Here is a 20,918-nt window from a genome sequence, read left to right on the forward strand (position 1 = left end):
AGCGGGAGGGGGACTGGTCGCGCCATCTTCTCCCCTCCCGCTTGCGGGAGGGGCCGGGGGTGGGCAAGTCTATTCTTTGCTAGCAGGCACCACGCGGCACAACACCGCATCAACCTGCACCTGCCCGCCCGCGCTCACGCCAAGCCCCTCGATCACCCCGTCGAACGGCGCGGTGAGAGCGTGTTCCATCTTCATCGCTTCGAGCACCATGAGCCGCTGCCCGGCGGTGACGGCCTGGCCCTCGGCGACATCGACCGCGATGACCTTGCCCGGCATCGGCGCGATGATCGCGCCATCGGCGGCAGAGGCGTGGCCGGTGCCGCGCTCCGACAGAGGCGCAACTTCGTACCGATGCACGACCCCCCCGTGCAGTCTGTTCCAGTTATCGCCGTATCGACTGTAGTGGATTTCGTTATCTCGAACGATGGGTTCGATTAGCGTGGCCTCTGACCTCTCGCCGTTAGCAAGTAACGGAATCACACGCTGTGGGCCCCGATTTAATCGGAAGCCCAAAAGCGAACTGATCTTCGACGATGCATGGGTTCGAAACGCAGGAGACCCATCAGGTTCAAAAATAGGATAGTCCCGTTTGTCGGTGACGATGCCCTTCAAAAGCTCGATAGCCCCTACTCTCTTTTCATCGTCGTCCGGCTTGATTGGGGCAACCAATTGGTCGAAATTCCGTTCGATCAAGCCAGTATCGAGCTTCCCGATCTCGAATTCCTCAAGCTCCAAGCACCTTACGAGAAAGTGGGCGTTCGTCTTTACCGGCCAAATCTGGAGCTGGCTGAGCATTTCAATGATCGCCGCTATTGCGTGCTCGCGACTTGAACCCTTGGCGATGATCTTCGCAATCATCGGATCGTAATAAGGTGAAATTTCGGCTCCAAGATCGACACCGCTTTCGAAGCGACCCCGATAGCCTAGATCAAATTCAGTCAGTAGCCCCGTGCTCGGCAGAAACCCCTTCGCGGGGTCCTCGGCATAGAGCCGCGCCTCGATCGCATGCCCATTGATCGACAGCTCCTCCTGCCGCTTGGGCAGCGGCTCACCGCTCGCGACCCGCAGCTGCCATTCGACCAGATCGACGCCGGTGATCTCCTCGGTGACGGGATGCTCGACCTGAAGGCGGGTATTCATCTCCATGAAGAAGATGCGGTCGGCACGCAGGCCTTCGGAAGCGTCGGCGATGAATTCGATCGTGCCTGCGCCCTCGTAATCGACCGCCTTGGCGGCGCGCACGGCGGCGGCGCAGATCGCTTCGCGGGTGGCCGCGTCCATGCCGGGGGCGGGGGCTTCCTCGATCACCTTCTGGTGGCGGCGCTGCAAGGAACAGTCGCGCTCGAACAGGTGGACGACGTTGCCGTGGCTGTCGCCGAACACCTGCACCTCGATATGGCGGGGCGAGGTGATCCACTTTTCGAGCAGCACCTCGTCATTGCCGAAGCTGGCCTTGGCCTCACGGCGGCAGGATTCGAGCGCGGCCGCGAAATCGGCGGGGGCATCGACCTTGCGCATCCCCTTGCCGCCGCCGCCTGCGACCGCCTTGATGAGTACGGGATAGCCGATAGCCTCGGCCTCGGCGGTGAGGCGTTCCAGCGATTGGTCCGCGCCGAGATAGCCCGGCGTCACCGGAACGCCCGCCTCGATCATCCGCGCCTTGGCCGCGTCCTTCAGCCCCATCGCGCGGATGCTGGCAGGCTTGGGGCCGACCCAGATGAGGCCCGCATCGAGCACCGCCTGCGCGAAGTCGGCGTTCTCGGACAGGAAGCCGTAGCCCGGGTGGATCGCGTCCGCTCCGGTCTGCTTGGCCGCCGCGATGATCTTCGCGCCCACCAGATAGCTTTCCGGAGCAGGCGAGGGGCCGATATGCACCGCCTCGTCCGCTTGGCGCACATGTAGCGCCTTGGCATCGGCATCGGAATAGACCGCGACCGTCGCCACACCCATGGTACGGGCGGTGCGCATGATCCGGCACGCAATCTCACCGCGATTGGCGATCAGGAGTTTCCGGATCATTGGTCAAACCCCGGTGCGCCGAGCCGTTTGCACTCGCCGGGCGGCTCCATCGTGAAGCTGGTGTTGGCGACCTTCCAGCCGCTTTCGGTTCTGACCATGCTCAGCGAATTGACCCCGCAATGCGAGACCTCGCTATTGGCGAAGAAGACGTAAGGCCCCCACACCTGCGCCATGTCGCCATCGACCAGCACGGTCTCATAGCGCATGTTCTCGACGAAACGTCCGGTGGTGCGCGCCCAGCGTTCCAGATGCTGCGCGACCGGTACCATGTCGACACGCGGGGCATCGGGTGTCCTGCGGTCGTGGATGAAGATCATGCCCCCCGGGAGCATGACCTCGGCGAGATCGGTCTTGCGGGTGCTGCCGAGGGCGAAGAAGAAGGCATCGGCAGCGGCGATGACTTCGGCTTGCTCTGGAGCGTGTTCGTGGGGCGACTCGGCAGCGAGCGGCGCGGCGGCCAGCAGCGCGGCGGTGATGAGAAGGGCTTTCATGGGGAGGGATTAGCTCCAGTCCCCGACAAAATAAACCTCGGCTTCCCGGGCTTGATCCGGGATCACGCTTTCTTCTTCGCCGCTCAGATATGCGGGACCTCGGATAAAGTCCGGGGCGACGGAGAGGGGGTGGATGGCCGGTAGTTCGCAATCCCCCAGTCGATCCCGCCTTCCGGCATCTTTTCGCGGTTGAGCACCGCCGAGAGAAACGCGCGCGCGCCATACAGCGCCTTTTCGCCGCGCGGCACGTAGGTGCGGCTTGCCCATGCCTCGGCCCCTCTTGACCTCACCTTGCGCCCGATTGCGCCGTATATGCGCGCCGCAGAGAGCACCGCCCAACGGCTGCGGAAGGGGAGCTTCGCCGCGCCTACCCGCGCCGCGGCCTCGTGCTTTTCCACCAGCGCCACCAGCCGCGCGGCCATTTCGGCGAGCTCCTTGCGGTGGTGCGGCTTGGTGTGCTGGCCGGGCTCGATATCCTGCTCGACCAGCCAGATTTCCGGCAGGTAACACCGGCCCGCTGCATCATCCTCGACAATATCGCGGGCGATGTTCGATAGCTGGAAGGCAAGCCCCAGGTCATTCGCGCGGTCGAGCGTTTCCTGATCCTCGGGATCAACCCCCATCACCACCGCCATCATCACGCCCACCGCGCCCGCCACATGGTAGCAATAGCGCAGCATGTCAGCCTCGGTGCGCGGGCGCCAGTCCTCGGCGTCGAGCTGGAAGCCCGCGATCACGTCCTCGGCCATTTGCGGGGTCAGGCCGACTTCAGCGGCGACCACGCCCAAGGCGTCAAATGCCGGGTCGCCGGTCGGCTGGCCTGCGAAGGCCAATGCCGTGAGGCGGCGGATAAGGGCGAGCCGTTCGCCCAGACCGGACTGTTCGCCCAGTTCTCCGCCCATTTCCTGATTGTCGGCAATGTCGTCCGCGCGGCGGCACCAGGCGTAGAGCAGCCATGCGCGTTCGCGGGTTTCCTTGTCGAACAGGCGCGCGGCGGCGGAGAAGCTTTGCGACCCGCGCTTGATCGACAGCCGCGCATGTTCGACCAGCGCGGCTCGGGTGGCGGCATCGACCGGCATGGCGGGGCTTACAGCTCCTCGGCCTTCATCTGGAAGATCGGCGTGTGCGGCTGATAGGCTTCCATCTTGGCGAGCAGTTCATTGATCGAGGTCGCCGCGATCAGGATGTTCTGGTGCGCGGGCCGGACGAAGCCGACCGCCGCCATCTTCGCGTTGAAGGCGAGCAGATCGTCGTAGAAGCCGAAAGCGTTCAGCAGGCCAACGGGCTTGGTGTGGTAGCCAAGCTGCGACCAGCTCATCGCCTCCCACAGCTCGTCCATCGTGCCGACCCCGCCGGGGATGGTAACGAACCCGTCCGACAGATCGGTGAAGCGCTGCTTCCTCTCGTGCATTCCGCTGACGGTGACGAGTTCGTCGCAATCATGGTTGGCGACCTCGGCCTTGACGAGGTGCTCGGGGATGATGCCGATCACTTCGCCGCCAGCGTCCTTCGCGCCCTTGGCCACCGCGCCCATCAGCCCGAGCTTGCCTCCGCCATAGACAAGCCCGATGCCGCGCGCGGCCAATTCCGCGCCGACATCATAGGCAAGCTGGATATAGCGCGGGTCTTCGGGCGAGGCCGAACCGCAGTAGACGGCGAGACGTTTCACGCACCCACCTTCGCCAGATCCTCCAGCATCAGCCCGGCGGTCGCCTTTGCGCTCCCGACCACCCCCGGGATGCCTGCGCCCGGGTGGGTGCCTGCGCCGACGAGGTAGTAGTTATCGATCACGTCGTCGCGGTTATGGCCGCGCAGATAGGCGCTCTGCCACAGCACAGGTTCAAGGCTGAAGGCACTGCCCATGTGGGCGCTGAGGTCCTGCTTGAAGTCCTTGGGCGCATAGCTGAACTTGGTGATGATCCGGCTGTGAATGTCCGGGATCAACCGCCGCTCCAGCTCGTCGAGGATCATCTTTTCCAGCTTCGGCCCGACTTCGTCCCAGTCGATCGGCATCTTGCCCATGTGGGCGACCGGCACCAGCGCGTAGAAGGTGCTCTTGCCCGCAGGCGCCATGCTGGGATCGGTCACGGTCGGGTGGTGGAGGTAGATCGCGAAATCTTCCGGCACCACGCCGTTCTTGTAGATGTCGTCGAGCAGGCCTTTGTAGCGCTTGGCGAACAGGATCATGTGGTGCGGGATGCCGGGCCAGGTGCCCTCCAGCCCGAAGTGCACCACGAACAGCGAGGGCGAGAAGCTCTTGCGATTGAGGCTCTTGGCCATCTTCTTGCCGCGCTCGCTTCCCGACAGCAGGTCCTTGTAGGAGTGCATGATGTCGGCGTTGCTGGCCACCGCATCGAACCGCTGGCGGAAGCCGCTCTTGGTCTCGACCTCGGTCGCCTTGGTGCCGAGCGTGTGGACCTGCACCACCGGATCGCCGACGATCATTGTGCCGCCAAGGCGCTCGAAATGGCGCACCATCCCTGCGATCAGCCGGTTGGTGCCGCCGCGCGCCCACCACACACCGCCGTCCTTCTCCAGCTTGTGGATCAGGGCGTAGATCGACGAGGTGTTCATCGGGTTGCCGCCCACCAGCAGCGAGTGGAAGCTGAAGGCTTCGCGCAGCTTGGGGTGCTCGATATAGCTCGACACCATCGAATAAACCGAACGCCAGGCCTGCTCCTTGATCAGGGCGGGGGCGGCCTTCAGCATCGACTTGAAATCGAGGAACGGTTTGGTGCCGAGCTTGAGGTAGCCTTCCTCGTATACCCGCGCCGAGTATTCGAGGAAGCGCGCGTAACCGGCAACGTCAGCCGGATTCAGCTTGGCGATCTCGGCGTTGAGGCTTTCCTCGTCGTTGGAATATTCGAAGTTGGTCCCGTCGGGCCAGTTCAGGCGATAGAAGGGCATGACCTTCATCAGTTCGACATCTTCGGAGATGTCGTGGCCGGTCAACGCCCAGAGCTCTTCAAGGCAGGGCGGATCGGTGATGACGGTCGGCCCGCCATCGAAGGTGAAGCCGTCCCGCTCCCAGAAATAGGCGCGCCCGCCCGGCTTGTCGCGTGCTTCGATCACGGTGGTGCTGATGCCGGCGGATTGCAGGCGCACGGCCAGCGCCATGCCGCCGAAGCCCGATCCGATCACGCAGGCGGTCTTGCCCGCATAACGTTCGGCCAAGGCGGGGTTGATGCCCTTTGCGCCAGGGATGTTGATCTTCACATCGGCGTTCATGCCGGGGTCTCCATGTTGAGAGGCTTGATGTCGAGGGGCTTGCCCGAGGAAAACAGTGCGCGGATGGCGCGCGGAATAGCTACGGGCGGCTTGCCCGTCAGGATGCGCAGACGGTCAGGCCATGTTGACCTTCCGGCATAGAAGCGCTCCACCAACGCGCCGCGCAGGGCGTAGAAATGTTCGAACACCACCACCCGCTTGTCCGGCTCTGCCGCTTCGAACAGCATCCGGCTGAGCATCCGGTAATAGGCGGTGGCGCGCCAGTGGCGCTTCGACCGGCGTTGGCAGAAGGCGGCGAGCTCCGCGCCCGACAGGTCGGGGCGCTTGGCAATGAGGTGCGCAATGGCGAGCGCATTTTCGACCGCGAAGGGCAGGGTGTAGCTGGTGAGCGGGTGCGAGAAGCCCCCGCGCGCGCCCGCCAGCGCGACACCGGGTATCGCGACCTCGGCCAACGCGGCGTTGAAGTCCCCGCCTGAGATCACCGGCAGGATGCCCGCTTCCTGGTCGACAACCTCGCCCTTCCACCCGTTGCGGTGGGCATATTCGGCAATCCGGCCTTTCAGCACATCGGCGTCCATCTTCGGCTGGTCGGCGTAATAGGTGTCCTCGATGAACACGTCGGTGGGCGACAGCGGCAGGACATAGACGAAGCGGTAGGCCGCACCGTTGCCGTGCGGGGCAAGCTGATCGACGCTGGCATCCATGATGACGGGGCGGGTCAGGCCATGGGGCGTCTCGCACCGGAATTGCTGGCCGAGGAACACCTGCCAGCCGCCGCTCAAAACCTTCGAGGGTTTGAACGGGCGGCAGTCGATCACGTGCCTTGCCGCAAGCCGCTTGCCGTCTGCCAGCGTCACGCCGCCTGCATCAAGGCTTGCGGCTTTTGTTTCCAGCATCACGCGATCTGCGGGCAATTCCGCGATCAGCTTGGCGTGGAATTCTGCGCTGGCGAGCGAGCGATAGGACGTCGGCAAGGTGCGGCCAAGGCTGGGGAAGGTGATGTCATAGCCTTCGTCCCAGCCGTTGAGATCAAACCCCGCCATAAACGGACGGGCCCTGGCTGGAAGATCGGTTTCGAACCAGCTCCAACGGTGATGGCCGCCAAAGGTGCGCCCGGCCTCGATCACAAGGAAGCGGCAGTCGGGCGCATGACGATGCAGTGCAAGCGCTATGAGTCCGCCCGCCAACCCGCCGCCGACGATGATCACGTCAAGGGCAGCAACATCGGGCGCGCCGGAGCTTTGCGGTGAATCGGCCATCGTCCCTGCCCTAGGCCAGCGCCGCGCGATGGGCAATCATGCTGGGTGGTCATGAGCCAATTGCGACGTTGCAACATCTCGCGGAAACAATATGAAGCGCGCGAGTTTGAAACGCAGTTCCCTCTCCCAAGGATCGCACAGATGAATTCGCTAATGTCCCTTGCCGCGGCAGCAGTGGCCGCAAACCTCGTTGTATCGCCCGCCTTTGCGGAGGAGGCAGAGGCCGATTCCGAAGTTGCAGCCGAAACAGTTGGTGAAGCCCAGCCCGCACAGCCCCCCGCTGCGCCGACGTCGTTCGCTTTCGCGAAGCCGGTGTTCGACGAGACCTGGGCGACCATCGGTCTCGGCGTGGGTATGGTGCCGAGCTATGCGGGATCGAACGACTATATCGCCTTCCCGCTGCCACTGATCTCTGGCCGGGTCGGCGGGGTGGGGATCAGCCCCAACGGTCCGGGCTTCGTGCTCGACCTCAATTCACCCAAGCCCGTGATGGGCCCGCGCAAGGGTGCGCGCGTCGCCTTTGGCCCGGCGCTACGCTTTCGAAATGACCGCAACAACCGTATCACCGACGAAGTTGTGGCGCGCGCGGGCAAGCTCGATGCCGCGCTGGAAGTCGGCGGCAATGTCGCGGTATCCTTCCCCGGCGTGTTCAAGCCCTTCGACCAGCTGAGCGTCGGCGTGCAGGCACGCCGCGATGTGCTGGGCGCGCATGAGGGCCTGATTATCGAACCGCAGGTCAGCTACCGCGCGCTGCTTGGCAAGGGATTCACCTTGCAGGCGCAGGCGAGCGCTGAATTCGTCGATGACAAATTCGCCGATTACTACTTCACCGTCAGTCCGGCGCAGGCGACAGCGACCGGCCTGTCGCAATTCCGGGCCGAAGGGGGATTGAACCGTGTCGGCACCGTCGCGATCCTTGCCTATGATCTCGACCGCAACCCGCTCAATGGCGGGTGGAGCCTGACCGGCGTGGGCGGCTATTCGCGTTTGATCGGTGACAGCGCGGACACGCCCTACACAGCGGTGCGCGGCGATGCGAACCAGTTCATCGCCGGACTGGGCGCAGCTTACACCTTCTGATTGCCCGCGCGCCTAGATCGTGTTGACCGGCAGGTGCAGAAAGGTCTGACCGCCGGGGCTCGGCGGAGGCAGGGCACCCGCGCGGATATTGACCTGCAAGGCAGGCAGGATCAGCTGCGGGGCTAACAGTGTCGCGTCGCGCGCATTGCGCAGGGCCACGAATTCGGCCTCGCTCGCCCCGTCATGCACATGGATATTGCCAGCGCGTTGGTCGGCGACGCTGGTCTGCCAGCGATACGCGCTCCGACCGGCAGGCAGATAATCATGCCCGACAAAGATGCGGGTCTGATCGGGCAGGGCAAGGATGCGCCGGGTCGAGCGGTACAGCGTCTCGGCGCTACCGCCCGGGAAATCGGCGCGCGCCGTGCCGTAGTCAGGCATGAACATGGTGTCGCCGACGAAGGCGGCATCGCCGATGACATAGGTGACGCAGGCGGGCGTGTGCCCGGGGGTGTGCATCACCGCGATGTGCATGTCCCCCAGCGGCAGGCTGTCGCCATCTTCCACCAGCCGGTCGAACTGGCGGCCATCGGGTACGACATCATCGGCCTCGAACAGCGGTGCGAAGATCGCCTGCACATCGGTGATGTGGCGGCCGATGACGATCGGCGCGCCGGTCTGCTCGCGCAGGTGATGCGCGGCGGAAAGGTGATCGGCATGAGCGTGGGTTTCCAGAAGCCAGCGCACCGTCAGACCCTGCTCGGCCACCGCAGCTAGGATTGCATCGGCCGAGGTGGTGCTGATCCGTGCGTTGTTGGCGGTGAAATCGAGCACCGGATCGATAATCGCCGACTCGCGGGTGGCGGGGTCATGGACGAGATAGCTGACCGTATTGGTCGCGGTATCAAACCAGGCTTGCACAATGGGGGTCACGTTCGTTCTCCTTGGCTAATATATTAGCACTTGCTAAATTAGAATCAAGTGATATATTCACCCCATGTTTGACCTTGCCCGTTTCGATCTCTCCCTGTTCGAGGAAATCGCCGCACGCGCTGCCGGATTGCTGCGGCTGCTCGGTAACGAGAAGCGGCTAATGATCCTGTGCCAGCTCGCCGATGGGGAGCTGTCCGTGGGCGAGATCCAGCGGCGTGTCGGCCTGTCCCAGTCCGCCCTGTCGCAGCACCTTGCCCTGCTGCGCGAGGAAGGCGTGGTTGCCACCCGGCGCGAGGGCCAGACCATCCATTACCGCCTTGAAGACCCGGCAGCGGCGCGGATCATCCAGACTCTCGCCGAACTGTTCTGCCCGCCCGAAATGAGGACCCAGCCATGACCGCGACCCTGCTCCCTTTGCCCCCCGCCGAAGTCCGCGCCCGGATCGCCAACGGCAACGCCGTGCTGATCGACATCCGCGAGGCCGACGAATTCGCACGCAGCCACGTACCCGGCGCGCATTCGTTGCCGCTGTCAGCCTGGGATAGTGCTGCACTCCCCACTGGCGGTGAGGTCATCTTCACATGCCGTTCCGGAATGCGCACGGCCGGGGCCTGCGACCGGCTGGCGGCGCGGGTGGAGGGACCAGCCTATGTGCTCGAAGGCGGGCTGGATGCGTGGGGCAAGGCGGGCCTGCCCCTCGCGGTTGATAAGCGCGCGCCGATGGAGATCATGCGGCAGGTGCAGATCGCCGCAGGCCTGCTGGTGCTGACCGGCGTGCTGCTCGGCTGGCTGGTTGCACCCGGCTTCTTCGCGCTGTCCGCCTTCGTTGGCGCGGGGCTGACCTTTGCCGGAGCGACCGGTTTCTGCGGCATGGCCCGGCTGCTGATGCTGGCGCCATGGAACCGTCCGCGCGCCGCCTGACATGGGCATTGAAGCCCTCGCACTCGCCGCGCTTGGCGGAGCGCTGGTCGGGCTGTTGCTGACGCTGTTCGGCGGCGGCGGATCGGTGCTGGCGACGCCGTGGCTGATCTTTGTCGTCGGCGTGGCCGACACCCATGTGGCGATCGGCACATCGGCGGCCGCTGTCGCGGTCAACGCGGTCGGCGGGCTGGTCGGCCAGGCGCGGGCGGGGCAGGTGAAATGGCCCTGCGCGCTCGCTTTCGGGGTGGCCGGAATTGCCGGTTCCATCGCGGGCGCGGCATTGGCGCGGCAGGTGGATGGCGATGCGCTGCTGTTCTGGTTTGCCTGGGCGATGATCGCGATTGCAGTCTCAATGCTGATGCCGCGCCGCAACGCAGGCGATCCGGCGGTCCGGCTTGACCGGCACATGGTGCTGAAGCTGGTGCCGGTGGGCCTTGCCGCAGGCTTTGCGGCAGGCTTTTTCGGGATTGGCGGCGGCTTTCTGATCGTGCCGGGGCTGATGGCGGCGACCGGCATGACGCTGGCCAATGCGGCGGCTTCCTCGCTTGTTTCGGTCGCGCTGTTCGGCGGGGCGACAAGCTTGAGCTACCTTGCCGCCGGACAATTCGCCTGGCCCCTGTTCGGCGCGCTGGTGGCGGGTGGCGGGGTGGGCACGCTCGCCGCCTTGCCGCTGTCACGCAGGCTGGCGAGCCGGGCGGGCTTAGCACGCACGCTGTTCGCGCTGATGGTGATCGCGGTCGCCATCGCCATCATGCTCGGCTGACTTGTCGCGAGGGTGCTTGCCTTGACGGCGCGGGCGGGCCATCACCCGCGCAAGATACAGGGGAGAGTTACGATGCACATTTTCCGCACAGCCTTGGCCGCGGGCGCCGCGCTGGCAGGCGCCATGCTGGCCGCGCCGCTCGCTGCCGAGACCGTCGCAATCCGCGCAGGTGCGGTGATCACCGATGCCGCAGCAGAGCCAAGCGGCCCGGCAACGATCCTCGTGACCGACGGCAAGATTGTTTCGATCACCCCCGGCCACGGCACCGTTACCGCCGACCGCGAGATCGACCTTTCGACCAAGACCGTACTCCCCGGCATGATCGATCTGCACACCCACCTCACCGGCGATCCAGGCGGCGATTTCTGGAAGGAAGCCGTCGAGCCCGACGAGTGGAGCATGGTCATCGGTGCCAAGAACGCGCGCCTGACCGCGCTTGCCGGTTTCACCACTGTGCGTGAGGCAGGCAGCGGGCGTGACACCGCCTTTGCGCTGCGGCGCGGCACGGCCGAGGGTCTGGTGGCTGGCCCGCGCATTGTCGCCGCTGGCCCCGCACTCTCGATCATCGGCGGCCATGCCGACGTCAACGGCTTCCGATCGGAGGTCAACGATCTGCTCGACAGCGGTTTCACCTGCACCGGCGTGGTCGAATGCGCCGCCAAGGTGCGGCTCGCCAGTCAGAACGGCAGTGACGTGATCAAGATCACCGCGACCGGCGGCGTGCTCAGCCAGCAAGGACGGGGGCTGGAGGCGCACTTCACCTTCGAGGAAATGAAGACGATCGCCGACACAGCCCATTCGCTGGGCCTCAAGGTCATGGCCCACGCCCACGGCGCGCGCGGGATCGAGCAGGCAGCCAAAGCCGGGATCGATTCCATCGAGCACGGCACTTACCTTGATGAAGCCGCGGCCAAAGCGATGAAGGCCAGCGGCACTGTGCTGGTGCCGACGCTGATGGCGCTGGAAGGCGTGTCTGAGGGGCTGGGGAAGGGCGTCTACACGCCGGTGGTCGAAGACAAGATCCGCGCTGTGCAGCCGCTAATGGCCTCGCTGGTCAGCCGCGCACGGCAGTATGGCGTCACCGTCGCCTTCGGCACGGACGCAGGCGTGTACCAGCACGGCCGCAATGCTGAGGAACTGGCGTTGATGAAGAAGCAGGGCATGACCGACCGCGAAGTGCTCGCCTCGGCAACCACGGTCGCGGCCAAGGTGCTCGGCATGGACAGCCAGATCGGCCGGCTCGCACCGGGTTATTCGGCGGATATCATCGCGGTGGACGGCAACCCGCTGGCCGATGTGGCCGTGCTGGAAGAGATCGACTTCGTCATGGTGCGCGGGCGGGTGATTGAATGATAGCTCGTGCTGCTAGCGCCGCGCTGGCGGTAGCGTTTGCGCTCGCATCATCCGTAACCAGCGCCCAGCCCAGCACAGCTTTCTGCGACGACTGGGCGCGTAGCGATGCTGCGTGGCCCGAGGTCGAAGCGATCCTGCGCCAGAACTATGCCTATCTAAGCCGCGTGGCCGATTTGGACGCCCTGCTCGTCAGCGCAGGAGCGCGTGCAGCCGAAGCGACAACAGTGGCAGAGCTCGGCACGATAGCCGAAGCACTCGGCTATGCCTTTCGCGACGGGCACTTTCACGTCCGCCCGGTTGCCGGGCCGGAGCGTGCATGGATCCCGTCTTCGTCCGACTTCTGGGTCGAGCGCGTTGGCGACGCTTGGCGCATCGTCGACGTTCGTCGTGACAGCGCGGCCTTCAGCCAGGGTCTCCGGCCGGGCTGGGAGCTGATCGAAATGGATGGGCGGCCGGTAGCCGCCCTGGCGCGTGAAGCTCTTGCCCCGGTCCAAACCGATCCCGATGCCGCGCAGTTGGGATATGCGGTCAACGTGGTCACGACCGGCCGGTTGGGCGCGGCGCGGCGCTTCACCGTTCGTGGGGACGGCGTTCTTCGCGAGGTCGCTTTACCACCCGCTCAGCAGAGCATCACGGCGCGCCCGCAGGCGCTGCTGAGCGTAACCGATCACGGCGGCATTGCGCAGATCCGGTTCCACAACACGCTGGGCGACAATGGCGTGATCACCGCTTTCGATGCGGCGCTTGACGATCTTGCCGGTGCAAAACCCTTGGTCATCGATCTGCGCGACACCCCATCGGGTGGCAACACCACGGTTGCACGCACCATCCTTGGCCACTTCCTTGCAGAGCCCAAGGTGTATCAGGTCCACCGCAATGCCTATGAGGAGGCGGTGTTCGGGGTGCCTCGACAATATGCAGAATATGTGTTTCCGCGCGGCGAGCGGTGGGATCGCCCTGTGGTGGTGCTCGCTGGGCGCTGGACCGGCAGCGTGGGCGAGGCCTTGGCAATGGCTTTTGACCGGACGGCGGGCGTCACCACAATCGGAACACCGTTGGCCGACCTACTGGGGACGCTCAACACAAATGAGACCGACAATGGCTGTCTCTCGCTGTCCTTTGCATGGGACAGGCTGTCCGCTGCCGAGGGAACGGCGCGTGAAGACTGGCAGCCCCTTGTTCTGCTGGACGCGGGTGATACCGCAGCCGACGGCACAGATCCCGCGCTGGAAGTCGCATTGACGCGGTTGCGCGGCGGGGGCCAGCGTTGAGCTCAGGCCGCGGCCATTTGGCCCTTGCGGCAGTCAGTGCCATGACGGGAATCCCCGCGATCCTGTCAGCGATGGGCCGCAAGAGCTTTCACAGCTTTGTAAACCCGCCACCCTCCGCCCACTTGCCAATCCGGCGCGGCGGCGGCAGCTAAAGCCCTATGGGCACTCTCATTCCTAACCGCCGCACGGTCATCGTCTCGATCGCCATTGCGGTCGTCACCATCGTCATCCTGCTCGCCATGGGCCGCGCGCCGATCTGCGAGTGCGGCTATGTCAAGCTGTGGCACGGGCAGATCAACGATAGCGGCAACAGCCAGCATATCACCGACTGGTACACGCCCAGCCACATCATTCACGGGATGATCTTCTACGCGTTCGGCTGGTGGATGTTCGTGAAGCGTGGCTGGGGCGGCGCTCATGCGTTCCGCTGGGGCCTGCCGCTTGCGGTGCTGCTGGAGGCCGCGTGGGAAGTGCTGGAGAACACCCCGATGGTGATCAACCGCTTCCGCTCGGTTACCGCCAACCATGGATATTCGGGTGACAGCGTCCTCAATTCGGGGGCCGACCTGATGTGGATGTCGTTCGGCTTCTGGCTGGCGCTGCGTCTGCCGGTCAAGGTGACGGTGGCGCTCGCGCTGATCGGAGAACTGGTGGCGGGCTATGTGGTGCGCGACAATCTGACGTTCAACGTCATCATGCTGGTCTATCCGATCGAAGCGATTGCCGAATGGCAGGCGGCGGGCGGGGTCGCCTGACGCCGCACTGGACTCAATTGCGGCCTTGTCCTAATCCCCTCCCATCCCCGGGGAGCACGCTTGTGCTGAGAGGTGGGTGTAAGCACCCCACGACCCGTCGAACCTGAACCGATTAGCATCGGCGGAGGGAGTGGGCCGGTCATCGCACCACTGCGCCCGTGCTCCATCCGCCTTGAGGAGAGAGCAGTATGGCCGACATCAACAGCCCCGTCGAAATTGGCGTCACCACCGGGCCGATCCGTGGCAGCCGCAAGATTTATGTCGGCGCGCGCACCGGCTCCGGCATTCGGGTCGCCATGCGCGAGATCGACCTGGAGGGCGGCGAGCCGTCGGTCCGCGTTTACGACACCTCCGGCCCCTATACTGACCCCAACGCCCATATCGATATCAACGCCGGCCTGCCGCAGTTGCGCCGTGACTGGATCATGGCCCGCGGCGATGTCGAGGATTATGTCGGGCGCGAGATCAAGCCGGAGGATAACGGCCAGCTCGGGCCCGACCGTTCGGGCGGCGTCCCGCAATTCCCCAATGCCGTGAAGCGCCCGCTGCGCGCCAAGGCGGGCATGAACGTCAGCCAGATGCACTATGCCCGCAAGGGCATCATCACCCCCGAAATGGAATATGTCGCCGAGCGCGAAAACCTCGGGCGCGAAATCGCTGCCGACATGATCCGCGACGGGCAAAGCTGGGGCGCGGAAATCCCGACCATCATCACGCCGGAATTCGTGCGCGATGAAATCGCCCGCGGCCGGGCGATCATTCCCAACAACATCAACCACCCTGAGTCCGAGCCGATGGCGATCGGGCGCAACTTCCTCGTCAAGATCAACGCCAATATCGGCAACTCCGCCGTCGCCTCGAACGTGGCGAGCGAAGTCGACAAGATGGTCTGGGCGACCCGCTGGGGCGCGGACACGATCATGGACCTCTCAACGGGGCGCAATATCCACGACACCCGCGAATGGATCATCCGCAATTCCGCCGTGCCGGTCGGCACTGTGCCGATCTATCAGGCTTTGGAGAAGGTCGGCGGGGTGGCCGAGGAGCTGACCTGGGAAATCTTCCGCGACACGCTGATCGAACAGGCTGAACAGGGCGTCGACTACTTCACCATCCACGCCGGTGTGCGGCTTGCCTATGTCCCGATGGCAGCCAAGCGCGTCACCGGGATCGTCAGCCGCGGCGGCAGCATCATGGCGAAATGGTGCCTCGCCCACCACAAGGAAAGCTTCCTCTACGAGCACTTCGACGAGATCACCGAGATCATGAAGGCCTACGACATCGCCTACTCGCTGGGCGATGGGTTGCGCCCCGGCAGCATCGCCGATGCGAACGACGAAGCGCAATTCTCCGAACTCTACACCTTGGGCGAACTCACCCACCGCGCTTGGGCGCAGGACGTGCAGGTGATGATCGAAGGGCCGGGTCACGTGCCCATGCACAAGATCAAGGAGAACATGGAAAAGCAGCTGCAGGTGTGCGGCGAGGCGCCGTTCTACACCCTGGGCCCGCTCGTGACCGATATCGCGCCTGGGTATGACCACATCACCAGCGGCATCGGCGCGGCGCAGATCGGTTGGTATGGCACGGCGATGCTCTGCTACGTCACGCCCAAGGAGCATCTGGGCCTGCCCGACCGTGACGATGTGAAGGTCGGCGTGATCACCTACAAGCTGGCCGCCCACGCGGCGGATTTGGCCAAGGGCCACCCGGCCTCGCAGGTGCGTGACAATGCGCTGTCCAAGGCGCGCTTCGAATTCCGCTGGCGCGACCAGTTCAACCTCAGCCTCGACCCCGAAACCGCCGAGCAATATCACGACCAGACGCTCCCGGCGGAAGGCGCGAAGTCGGCGCATTTCTGTTCGATGTGCGGGCCCAAGTTCTGCTCGATGCAGATCAGCCAGGACGTCCGCGATTTCGCCGCCAAGCAGAACAGCAGCCCCGAAAGCTTCCTCGCCTCGGAAAAGCTGGGCGCGGACACGGCTGAGGCGAGCCGTCAGGCCGCGCTGAAAGGCATGGAGGAGATGAGCGCCAAGTACCGCGAGACCGGCAACCAGCTCTATGTGGGAGCAGGCAACCGCGAGCATGACTAAATCCAGACCCAAGCCCGCGCACAAGAAAGCTGATACATCCATCAGTAGAGATGGAGCACGCCTCAACCTTTGGAAAGAGCCTAAGCAGTTAGGATTTGGTGTCATAGGTGATTCTGAAAACGCCAAAGCCATCTTGGAGCTTTGGAGTAAGCTGAATCAAGGCAAGCCTAAGAAGGAGGGCAAGGGGTTTACATTAAACGAATTAATTAAGCCTTGCCGTGAACTTATTTATGATGAGCGTGATGGAAAAATTATATTCCACGCTATAAGCCACTACATCAATCCTGACGCCCTAAACATTGAGGTGGGACAGCTCTTTGAAATATCGTCCAGCGACGATGATCGGACCGACGAGGAAGAGGCTATCGATATCCTTGCAATTGCAGCGATGGAAGAAGTGCCGGTCTTTCCTAACCAATCCGAGTTTCTGCCGCGACTTACAGAACTGCACCGACGACTGTTGACTGAAGGGTTTACGGCTCCTGATGGCAAGGGGAATCGAGTCCGTCTGAAATTTTCCAAGAGGCCTACTATCGAGTTTCTTGAGGTTGGCCGCCTTCAAGAGATTGACTGCACAATCACGATATTTCCGGCTGAGATAGCGCTTATACGTGATGTGGCGCTTCGCGAGATCGCTCGATTGACCAGAGCCGAAAGTGTTCTTTTGGCACTCGATCGTGGCATAGAAGAGCTGGAGTACGAAATAAATGTTTCGACTCGCAATGAAAATGCTATACAGCGCTGTATAACACGCAACCCAATACTATTCGGTGTCGAGTATGTAAAAATACTTCCGAAGCACAGGCTTGGCTCTGAATACGAGATGGATTATGCAGGTCAGAGATTCGATGGATCATACGATCTAATTGAGTTAGAGTCATCGAATCTTCCAATCTATACTAAAAGTGGCAATCCCTCCAGCCAATTGACGCACGCAGAGCAGCAGGTTCTAGATTGGCTTGCTTGGGTCGAAGAGAACTATCCATACGCTGCTCAAAGTTTGAATGGCATCTCAAATCCGAAGGGCTTTGTGATCATCGGCAGAAGGGCAGATATGTCGGATAGCTCAGCTGAGAAACTTCGGCGACGCAATATTTACTGGGCCGGACGGATTTCGATTTTGACCTATGATGATTTGCTCAATCGCGCCAAATTGATCAAGGCTCGGCTCACCGCGGACCTTGGAGATCTAAACTCCAATGCTTCAACCGACGAGCCGTTCGCGGTGAGGTGATCCAGCAGGTCCACGGTATTTGCGCATGACGACAACCGCCCGGCACGCATCCGCGAGACCACCACCCGCGACGGTGCAAGCATGGTGACGCTCAAGGAGGTCGACTTCCTCGACGAGCCGGGCGAGCAATGGTTCAGCCGCAACCGCACCGTGCTGGAGCTGATACCGGCGCCGGGCCATGCGCAAGATTGACCGCTAATCCCCCGTTCCTAATGCTGCCGCGTTGACCGGATCGGCGAAAGGGCAGACACCTCTCTCCGGGTTGTGCTTCGTCCGGGGGGATCGTCACATGAACGCCTATCGCCTGCTGCAAATTCTGCTTGTCGCTTTCGGCGCGGTGTTCTGTCTGGTCGGACCGCTGGCGATGGTCTGGCCGAGCGGCTGGGCCTGGCACGAAGGCCCGCCGATAGCTTCGCAATATTTCATGATGATCGTGGGGGTCTACGCGACGCTCGGCCTGTTCATGATCGCCGCCGCACGCGATCCGCTGGCGCATGTGTCGCTCATCTGGTTCGTGGCCGTGTCGAGCGCGGTGCACGCCGCGATCATGGCGGTGCAATCGCTGGGCGCACCGATGCACCATGGCCACCTGCTGGGCGATGTGCCTGCACTGCTGATGGTGACGATCGCCTTCGCGGTGCTACTGCCCAAGGCGCAGCGCGAAGCGGCCTAGGCCCGCGCGCCTAACACCCTGCGATACAGGCTGGACGCCGCATCAGGATCATCCGCGTCTGTCACGCACAGCAGGTGCACCCCGTCCGCCATGATCTGCGCGGACAGTCCTTCGACCTTCAGGATGGGGTCGAGCGGTTCAATCACCCGCACATTCAAATTCGCATCGAGTTCTACAATGGCCGCCCCCAGCAGCGCGCCGTCGGCGTAGCTGTTGTCGGTGGCTTCGGCGACAGCGGACAGCAGGATATGGCCGCTCTCAAGCAGACAGGCATCGGTGACCGTCAGGGGAACGCCCGACACGGTCGGCAGCTGAAGCTCTGCGTGAAGTGTCGCAGTGATGGGACCACCTTCGAGCAGGGCTGATAGCGGCACGGCGATGATCTGCGAGGCGGGATATTCCATATTGCCGCGATTGAAGAGCAGCAACTGGTCGCAGCGCAGCACTGCGCCTTCCAGATTGATCTCTGGCACCAGCGGGGCGATCGCGGCGAACAGCGCTTGCAGATCGATCAGGCGTACGCTGGCGGGCGCATTGTGGTCGGGCAGATCGATCAGCGCGCCCCGCATCCGCTGCGAGGTAGATCCGGAGCCCATTGCTAGCAAGCGGGTCGCGCCTGCGCATGGCAAGGCGAGCAGGATTTCGAAATCGGGCTTTTGTTTTTTCCGCTCGACCGCATCCTTGGGCAACTCGCCCGCGATCAGCGGGATCAGCCGCCCGGGTTCTCCGGTGCCAAGGTCGAACACGCCAAGGCACTGCGCATCATCGGCAACGACATAGAGCGCAGAGCCGCAAACCACCATTCCGCTCGCCGCGGACAGAAAGGCGTGGCCGGAGGGCAGCGGCGTATCGACCGCCAGATCGCGAAGATGGGTCAGATGCATGGCCCCGCCATAGGCGAGGACGCCCGCACCGCCAACGCCGCGTGAGGGCCGGCTCAGCTGTTCTTCATGTTCTCCAGCCCCTTGATCCCGCCGGGCTTGAGGCTGGGCTGACTGGCGTTCTGCTTCGGCCCCTTGTCAGCCTTGGGCTTGCGGGCTTCCTTGGACTTCTTCTGTTGGCCCTTGGCCATAGGTACTTCCGATCAGAGGGCGAAATGCCCGAGCGCGGAGCGTGGGACTGATGGGGTGGGGTGTCAATGTGGGGAAGAAGGGGCAGGGGGTTGAGCACAGAGCGAGAGCCAACTTTTTGAAATCTGAGTTTCTCTTTTATTGACATGCCAATGGTTTAGCTATGATTGTGCGTCCACCCGAAACGATGACGCAAGGGTACCGGGCGAGTTCAATGTTGACCGGAACATAAGAAGAACATAGGAGCGGGTATGTCAGATTTGCGCGACCTCTTTTACCCTCCCATCACTTTTGAGCGTTTTGCAGCGCTTCGCGCCAAGTCGCCTAAGCGAATTTGCTTTGGCTCCACTCACAAGACTGCCCTAAAGAAAGCTGTAAGCGGCAAAGCGGTGGGCTTTCTCAACATCCCGTTCTCTGAATCGTTCTCAGCGATATTCCCGTGGCAGATGTTCAATAACACCAAAGGCATACACGGTGGGTTTTATCGTTCCATCCATTCCACCGAAGAATACACGCAAATTTCTGCATGGCTTGAGCAACGTTCGAATCTGGTATTCATTCGATCGCTTTTTACAACGGCAATCGCCGCCGCGGAGCATTACGCGGATGATGCCCGAACCAAAATTGGAGAACTTGAGAAGGCGGCTAAATACGATGCAAATCTGGATGCTCGCGAAAAGCTGGCTGTGATTCTAGAAGAGGTCTACAGGGATTGCCATGCTGCACTCGGGATTTCGGCAATTATCTCCGTTCCCAGCTCAAACCCGGCGTCGTTGAGCCTGCCTAACTTTCTGGCCAGGAGGCTGTCTGAAAAGCTTATGGTTCCCGACCTGACCAATGAAATTGCGTGGGCTGGGCCAAAGGGGGAGATCAAGACCCTTACGGTTGAACAGAAGTGGCATGCTCTCGCAGGCGTAGGTATGCTTGTATCGGGATCGGTGGCGGGGAAAAATCTGCTTTTGATTGATGATATGTATCAGTCGGGTGCGACGGCACACTACGTCGGATCGCAGCTGAGAGCGGCAGGCGCTGACGATTTGCACCTACTGTGCGTTTCTAAGGGGAGGCGAGACACAGACAACCAATGAGCGCTCTTTTGCCTCATCTTTCCGTTCTCAAAGTGGGCGACGATGCCTATCCTAAGCGCCTTAAGTCGCTTCTTGGATCGCACGCGCCAGCAGAACTGCATGTGGCTGGCAATCAAGACCTGCTTGGGTCCCATGCCGTTAGCTTTTGCGGAGCAAGGAACGCGTCCGAGAAGGGCATTGAAGCTGCCGCGCTTTGCGCTCGGAAGGCCGTCTCTGAGAACTTCATCATCACATCTGGCAACGCCCGTGGTGTTGATCGTGCGACCCATTTCGAGGCGCTGCTAAATGGTGGAGCCACAGTTTTAGTGCTGCCCGAAGGACTGGATCGATTCCGGATTGCGCCCGAATTGAGGGAAGTATGGGATTGGGAGCGTGTTCTGGTAGTTAGCCAGTTCGTGCCAAGTGCCATTTGGCGCGCTTATCAAGCTATGCAACGGAACAAGGTCATCATGGGGATGTCCTGTGCCATGATCGTAATTGAAGCTGGGGAGAAGGGTGGAACTCGCGCGGCAGGTGAGGAGGCGTTACGCATTGGAGTGCCGCTCTTTGCGGTCGATTATGGATTTGATGAGACCGTTGCCCCCGGAAACCGGCACCTCATTGCTTCTGGTGCTAAGCGCTTGAAGCGAAACAGACAAAATGGTCAACCCAATCTTTCGGAACTAATCAGTGACGCGCGGTCGTACTGTGAGGGAGAGTGGAGGGTTGCCAAGGGCCAAGCTTCGCTTTTTTAATAGCTTCCCAGTT

21 protein-coding genes and 1 riboswitch are annotated in these 20,918 nt (G+C 62.7%); of the genes, 12 read left to right on the forward strand and 9 right to left on the reverse strand.

Annotated features, from left to right (window positions below):
* Positions 1 to 69: 69 nt before the first annotated feature.
* From KVF90_RS06800 to crtY, 6 genes are all read right to left on the reverse strand, one after another.
* On the reverse strand, positions 70 to 2,019 hold the full coding sequence (locus tag KVF90_RS06800) for an acetyl/propionyl/methylcrotonyl-CoA carboxylase subunit alpha (RefSeq protein WP_264394088.1): 1,950 nt from the start codon (positions 2,017 to 2,019) through the stop codon (positions 70 to 72).
* Positions 2,016 to 2,510 (reverse strand): hypothetical protein, encoded by a 495-nt coding sequence (locus KVF90_RS06805; protein ID WP_264394089.1) that lies wholly within the window; start codon positions 2,508 to 2,510, stop codon positions 2,016 to 2,018. The genes KVF90_RS06800 and KVF90_RS06805 overlap by 4 nt, the downstream gene beginning before the upstream one ends.
* Before the next feature lie 83 nt (positions 2,511 to 2,593).
* A complete protein-coding gene (locus tag KVF90_RS06810) occupies positions 2,594 to 3,589 on the reverse strand; it encodes a phytoene/squalene synthase family protein (protein WP_264394090.1) in 996 nt (331 codons plus the stop codon).
* An 8-nt stretch (positions 3,590 to 3,597) separates the two neighbouring features.
* Positions 3,598 to 4,179, reverse strand: coding sequence for a TIGR00730 family Rossman fold protein (locus KVF90_RS06815; RefSeq protein ID WP_264394091.1), 582 nt, complete (start codon positions 4,177 to 4,179; stop codon positions 3,598 to 3,600).
* Positions 4,176 to 5,738, reverse strand: a complete 1,563-nt coding sequence (locus tag KVF90_RS06820) for a phytoene desaturase (RefSeq protein WP_264394092.1) — start codon at positions 5,736 to 5,738, stop codon at positions 4,176 to 4,178. Before KVF90_RS06820 ends, KVF90_RS06815 begins: the two co-directional genes overlap by 4 nt.
* On the reverse strand, positions 5,735 to 6,997 hold the full coding sequence (gene crtY, locus KVF90_RS06825; RefSeq protein WP_264394093.1) for a lycopene beta-cyclase CrtY: 1,263 nt from the start codon (positions 6,995 to 6,997) through the stop codon (positions 5,735 to 5,737). Before crtY ends, KVF90_RS06820 begins: the two co-directional genes overlap by 4 nt.
* A 153-nt stretch (positions 6,998 to 7,150) precedes the next feature.
* Here crtY and KVF90_RS06830 point away from each other — a divergent pair, with 153 nt between their 5' ends.
* A complete protein-coding gene (locus KVF90_RS06830) occupies positions 7,151 to 8,077 on the forward strand; it encodes a MipA/OmpV family protein (RefSeq protein WP_264394094.1) in 927 nt (308 codons plus the stop codon).
* Positions 8,078 to 8,089: 12 nt separating this feature from the next.
* Here KVF90_RS06830 and KVF90_RS06835 read toward each other — a convergent pair whose 3' ends face one another.
* The gene (locus KVF90_RS06835; protein ID WP_264394095.1) at positions 8,090 to 8,950 is read right to left on the reverse strand and encodes an MBL fold metallo-hydrolase; all 861 of its coding nucleotides are present in this window, start codon (positions 8,948 to 8,950) and stop codon (positions 8,090 to 8,092) included.
* A gap of 64 nt (positions 8,951 to 9,014) precedes the next feature.
* Between KVF90_RS06835 and KVF90_RS06840 the strand changes: the two genes are divergently transcribed.
* The 9 genes from KVF90_RS06840 to KVF90_RS06880 all read left to right on the forward strand — a co-directional run bounded on the left by KVF90_RS06840 (position 9,015) and on the right by KVF90_RS06880 (position 18,013).
* Positions 9,015 to 9,347, forward strand: a complete 333-nt coding sequence (locus KVF90_RS06840) for an ArsR/SmtB family transcription factor (RefSeq protein WP_264394096.1) — start codon at positions 9,015 to 9,017, stop codon at positions 9,345 to 9,347.
* Positions 9,344 to 9,871, forward strand: coding sequence for a rhodanese-like domain-containing protein (locus tag KVF90_RS06845; RefSeq protein ID WP_264394097.1), 528 nt, complete (start codon positions 9,344 to 9,346; stop codon positions 9,869 to 9,871). The genes KVF90_RS06840 and KVF90_RS06845 overlap by 4 nt, the downstream gene beginning before the upstream one ends.
* 1 nt (position 9,872) lies before the next feature.
* Positions 9,873 to 10,634: a sulfite exporter TauE/SafE family protein gene (locus KVF90_RS06850; protein WP_264394098.1), complete on the forward strand. Its 762-nt coding sequence runs from the start codon at positions 9,873 to 9,875 to the stop codon at positions 10,632 to 10,634.
* A gap of 72 nt (positions 10,635 to 10,706) precedes the next feature.
* Complete coding sequence (locus KVF90_RS06855) at positions 10,707 to 11,987, forward strand: metal-dependent hydrolase family protein (protein WP_264394099.1); 1,281 nt, start codon at positions 10,707 to 10,709, stop codon at positions 11,985 to 11,987.
* Entirely contained in the window at positions 11,984 to 13,258 is a 1,275-nt protein-coding gene (locus KVF90_RS06860; RefSeq protein ID WP_264394100.1) for a S41 family peptidase, read from the forward strand. Before KVF90_RS06855 ends, KVF90_RS06860 begins: the two co-directional genes overlap by 4 nt.
* 158 nt (positions 13,259 to 13,416) lie before the next feature.
* Positions 13,417 to 14,013: a DUF2585 family protein gene (locus KVF90_RS06865; protein ID WP_264394101.1), complete on the forward strand. Its 597-nt coding sequence runs from the start codon at positions 13,417 to 13,419 to the stop codon at positions 14,011 to 14,013.
* Positions 14,014 to 14,051: 38 nt separating this feature from the next.
* A riboswitch (TPP riboswitch) is annotated at positions 14,052 to 14,161 on the forward strand.
* Positions 14,162 to 14,201: 40 nt separating this feature from the next.
* Complete coding sequence (thiC, locus tag KVF90_RS06870; RefSeq protein WP_264394102.1) at positions 14,202 to 16,106, forward strand: phosphomethylpyrimidine synthase ThiC; 1,905 nt, start codon at positions 14,202 to 14,204, stop codon at positions 16,104 to 16,106.
* Positions 16,099 to 17,340, forward strand: a complete 1,242-nt coding sequence (locus tag KVF90_RS06875) for a DUF4263 domain-containing protein (protein ID WP_264394103.1) — start codon at positions 16,099 to 16,101, stop codon at positions 17,338 to 17,340. The genes thiC and KVF90_RS06875 overlap by 8 nt, the downstream gene beginning before the upstream one ends.
* Before the next feature lie 289 nt (positions 17,341 to 17,629).
* A complete protein-coding gene (locus tag KVF90_RS06880) occupies positions 17,630 to 18,013 on the forward strand; it encodes a DUF6632 domain-containing protein (protein WP_264394104.1) in 384 nt (127 codons plus the stop codon).
* Here KVF90_RS06880 and KVF90_RS06885 read toward each other — a convergent pair.
* Together KVF90_RS06885 and KVF90_RS06890 are read right to left on the reverse strand one after the other, a co-directional pair.
* Positions 18,010 to 18,897: a DUF6929 family protein gene (locus KVF90_RS06885; RefSeq protein WP_264394105.1), complete on the reverse strand. Its 888-nt coding sequence runs from the start codon at positions 18,895 to 18,897 to the stop codon at positions 18,010 to 18,012. The two genes, KVF90_RS06880 and KVF90_RS06885, sit on opposite strands and share 4 nt — an antisense overlap.
* A gap of 53 nt (positions 18,898 to 18,950) precedes the next feature.
* The gene (locus KVF90_RS06890) at positions 18,951 to 19,085 is read right to left on the reverse strand and encodes a hypothetical protein (protein ID WP_264394106.1); all 135 of its coding nucleotides are present in this window, start codon (positions 19,083 to 19,085) and stop codon (positions 18,951 to 18,953) included.
* Between the two features lie 249 nt (positions 19,086 to 19,334).
* On the opposite strand from KVF90_RS06890, the gene KVF90_RS06895 reads away from it, so the two are divergent.
* Positions 19,335 to 20,171: a ComF family protein gene (locus KVF90_RS06895; protein ID WP_264394107.1), complete on the forward strand. Its 837-nt coding sequence runs from the start codon at positions 19,335 to 19,337 to the stop codon at positions 20,169 to 20,171.
* Positions 20,168 to 20,905, forward strand: a complete 738-nt coding sequence (locus KVF90_RS06900) for a DNA-protecting protein DprA (protein ID WP_264394108.1) — start codon at positions 20,168 to 20,170, stop codon at positions 20,903 to 20,905. Before KVF90_RS06895 ends, KVF90_RS06900 begins: the two co-directional genes overlap by 4 nt.
* Positions 20,906 to 20,918: the final 13 nt, after the last annotated feature.

The sequence above is a fragment of the Porphyrobacter sp. ULC335 genome, assembly GCF_025917005.1.
In the GTDB taxonomy this organism is placed as follows: Bacteria; Pseudomonadota; Alphaproteobacteria; order Sphingomonadales; family Sphingomonadaceae; genus Erythrobacter.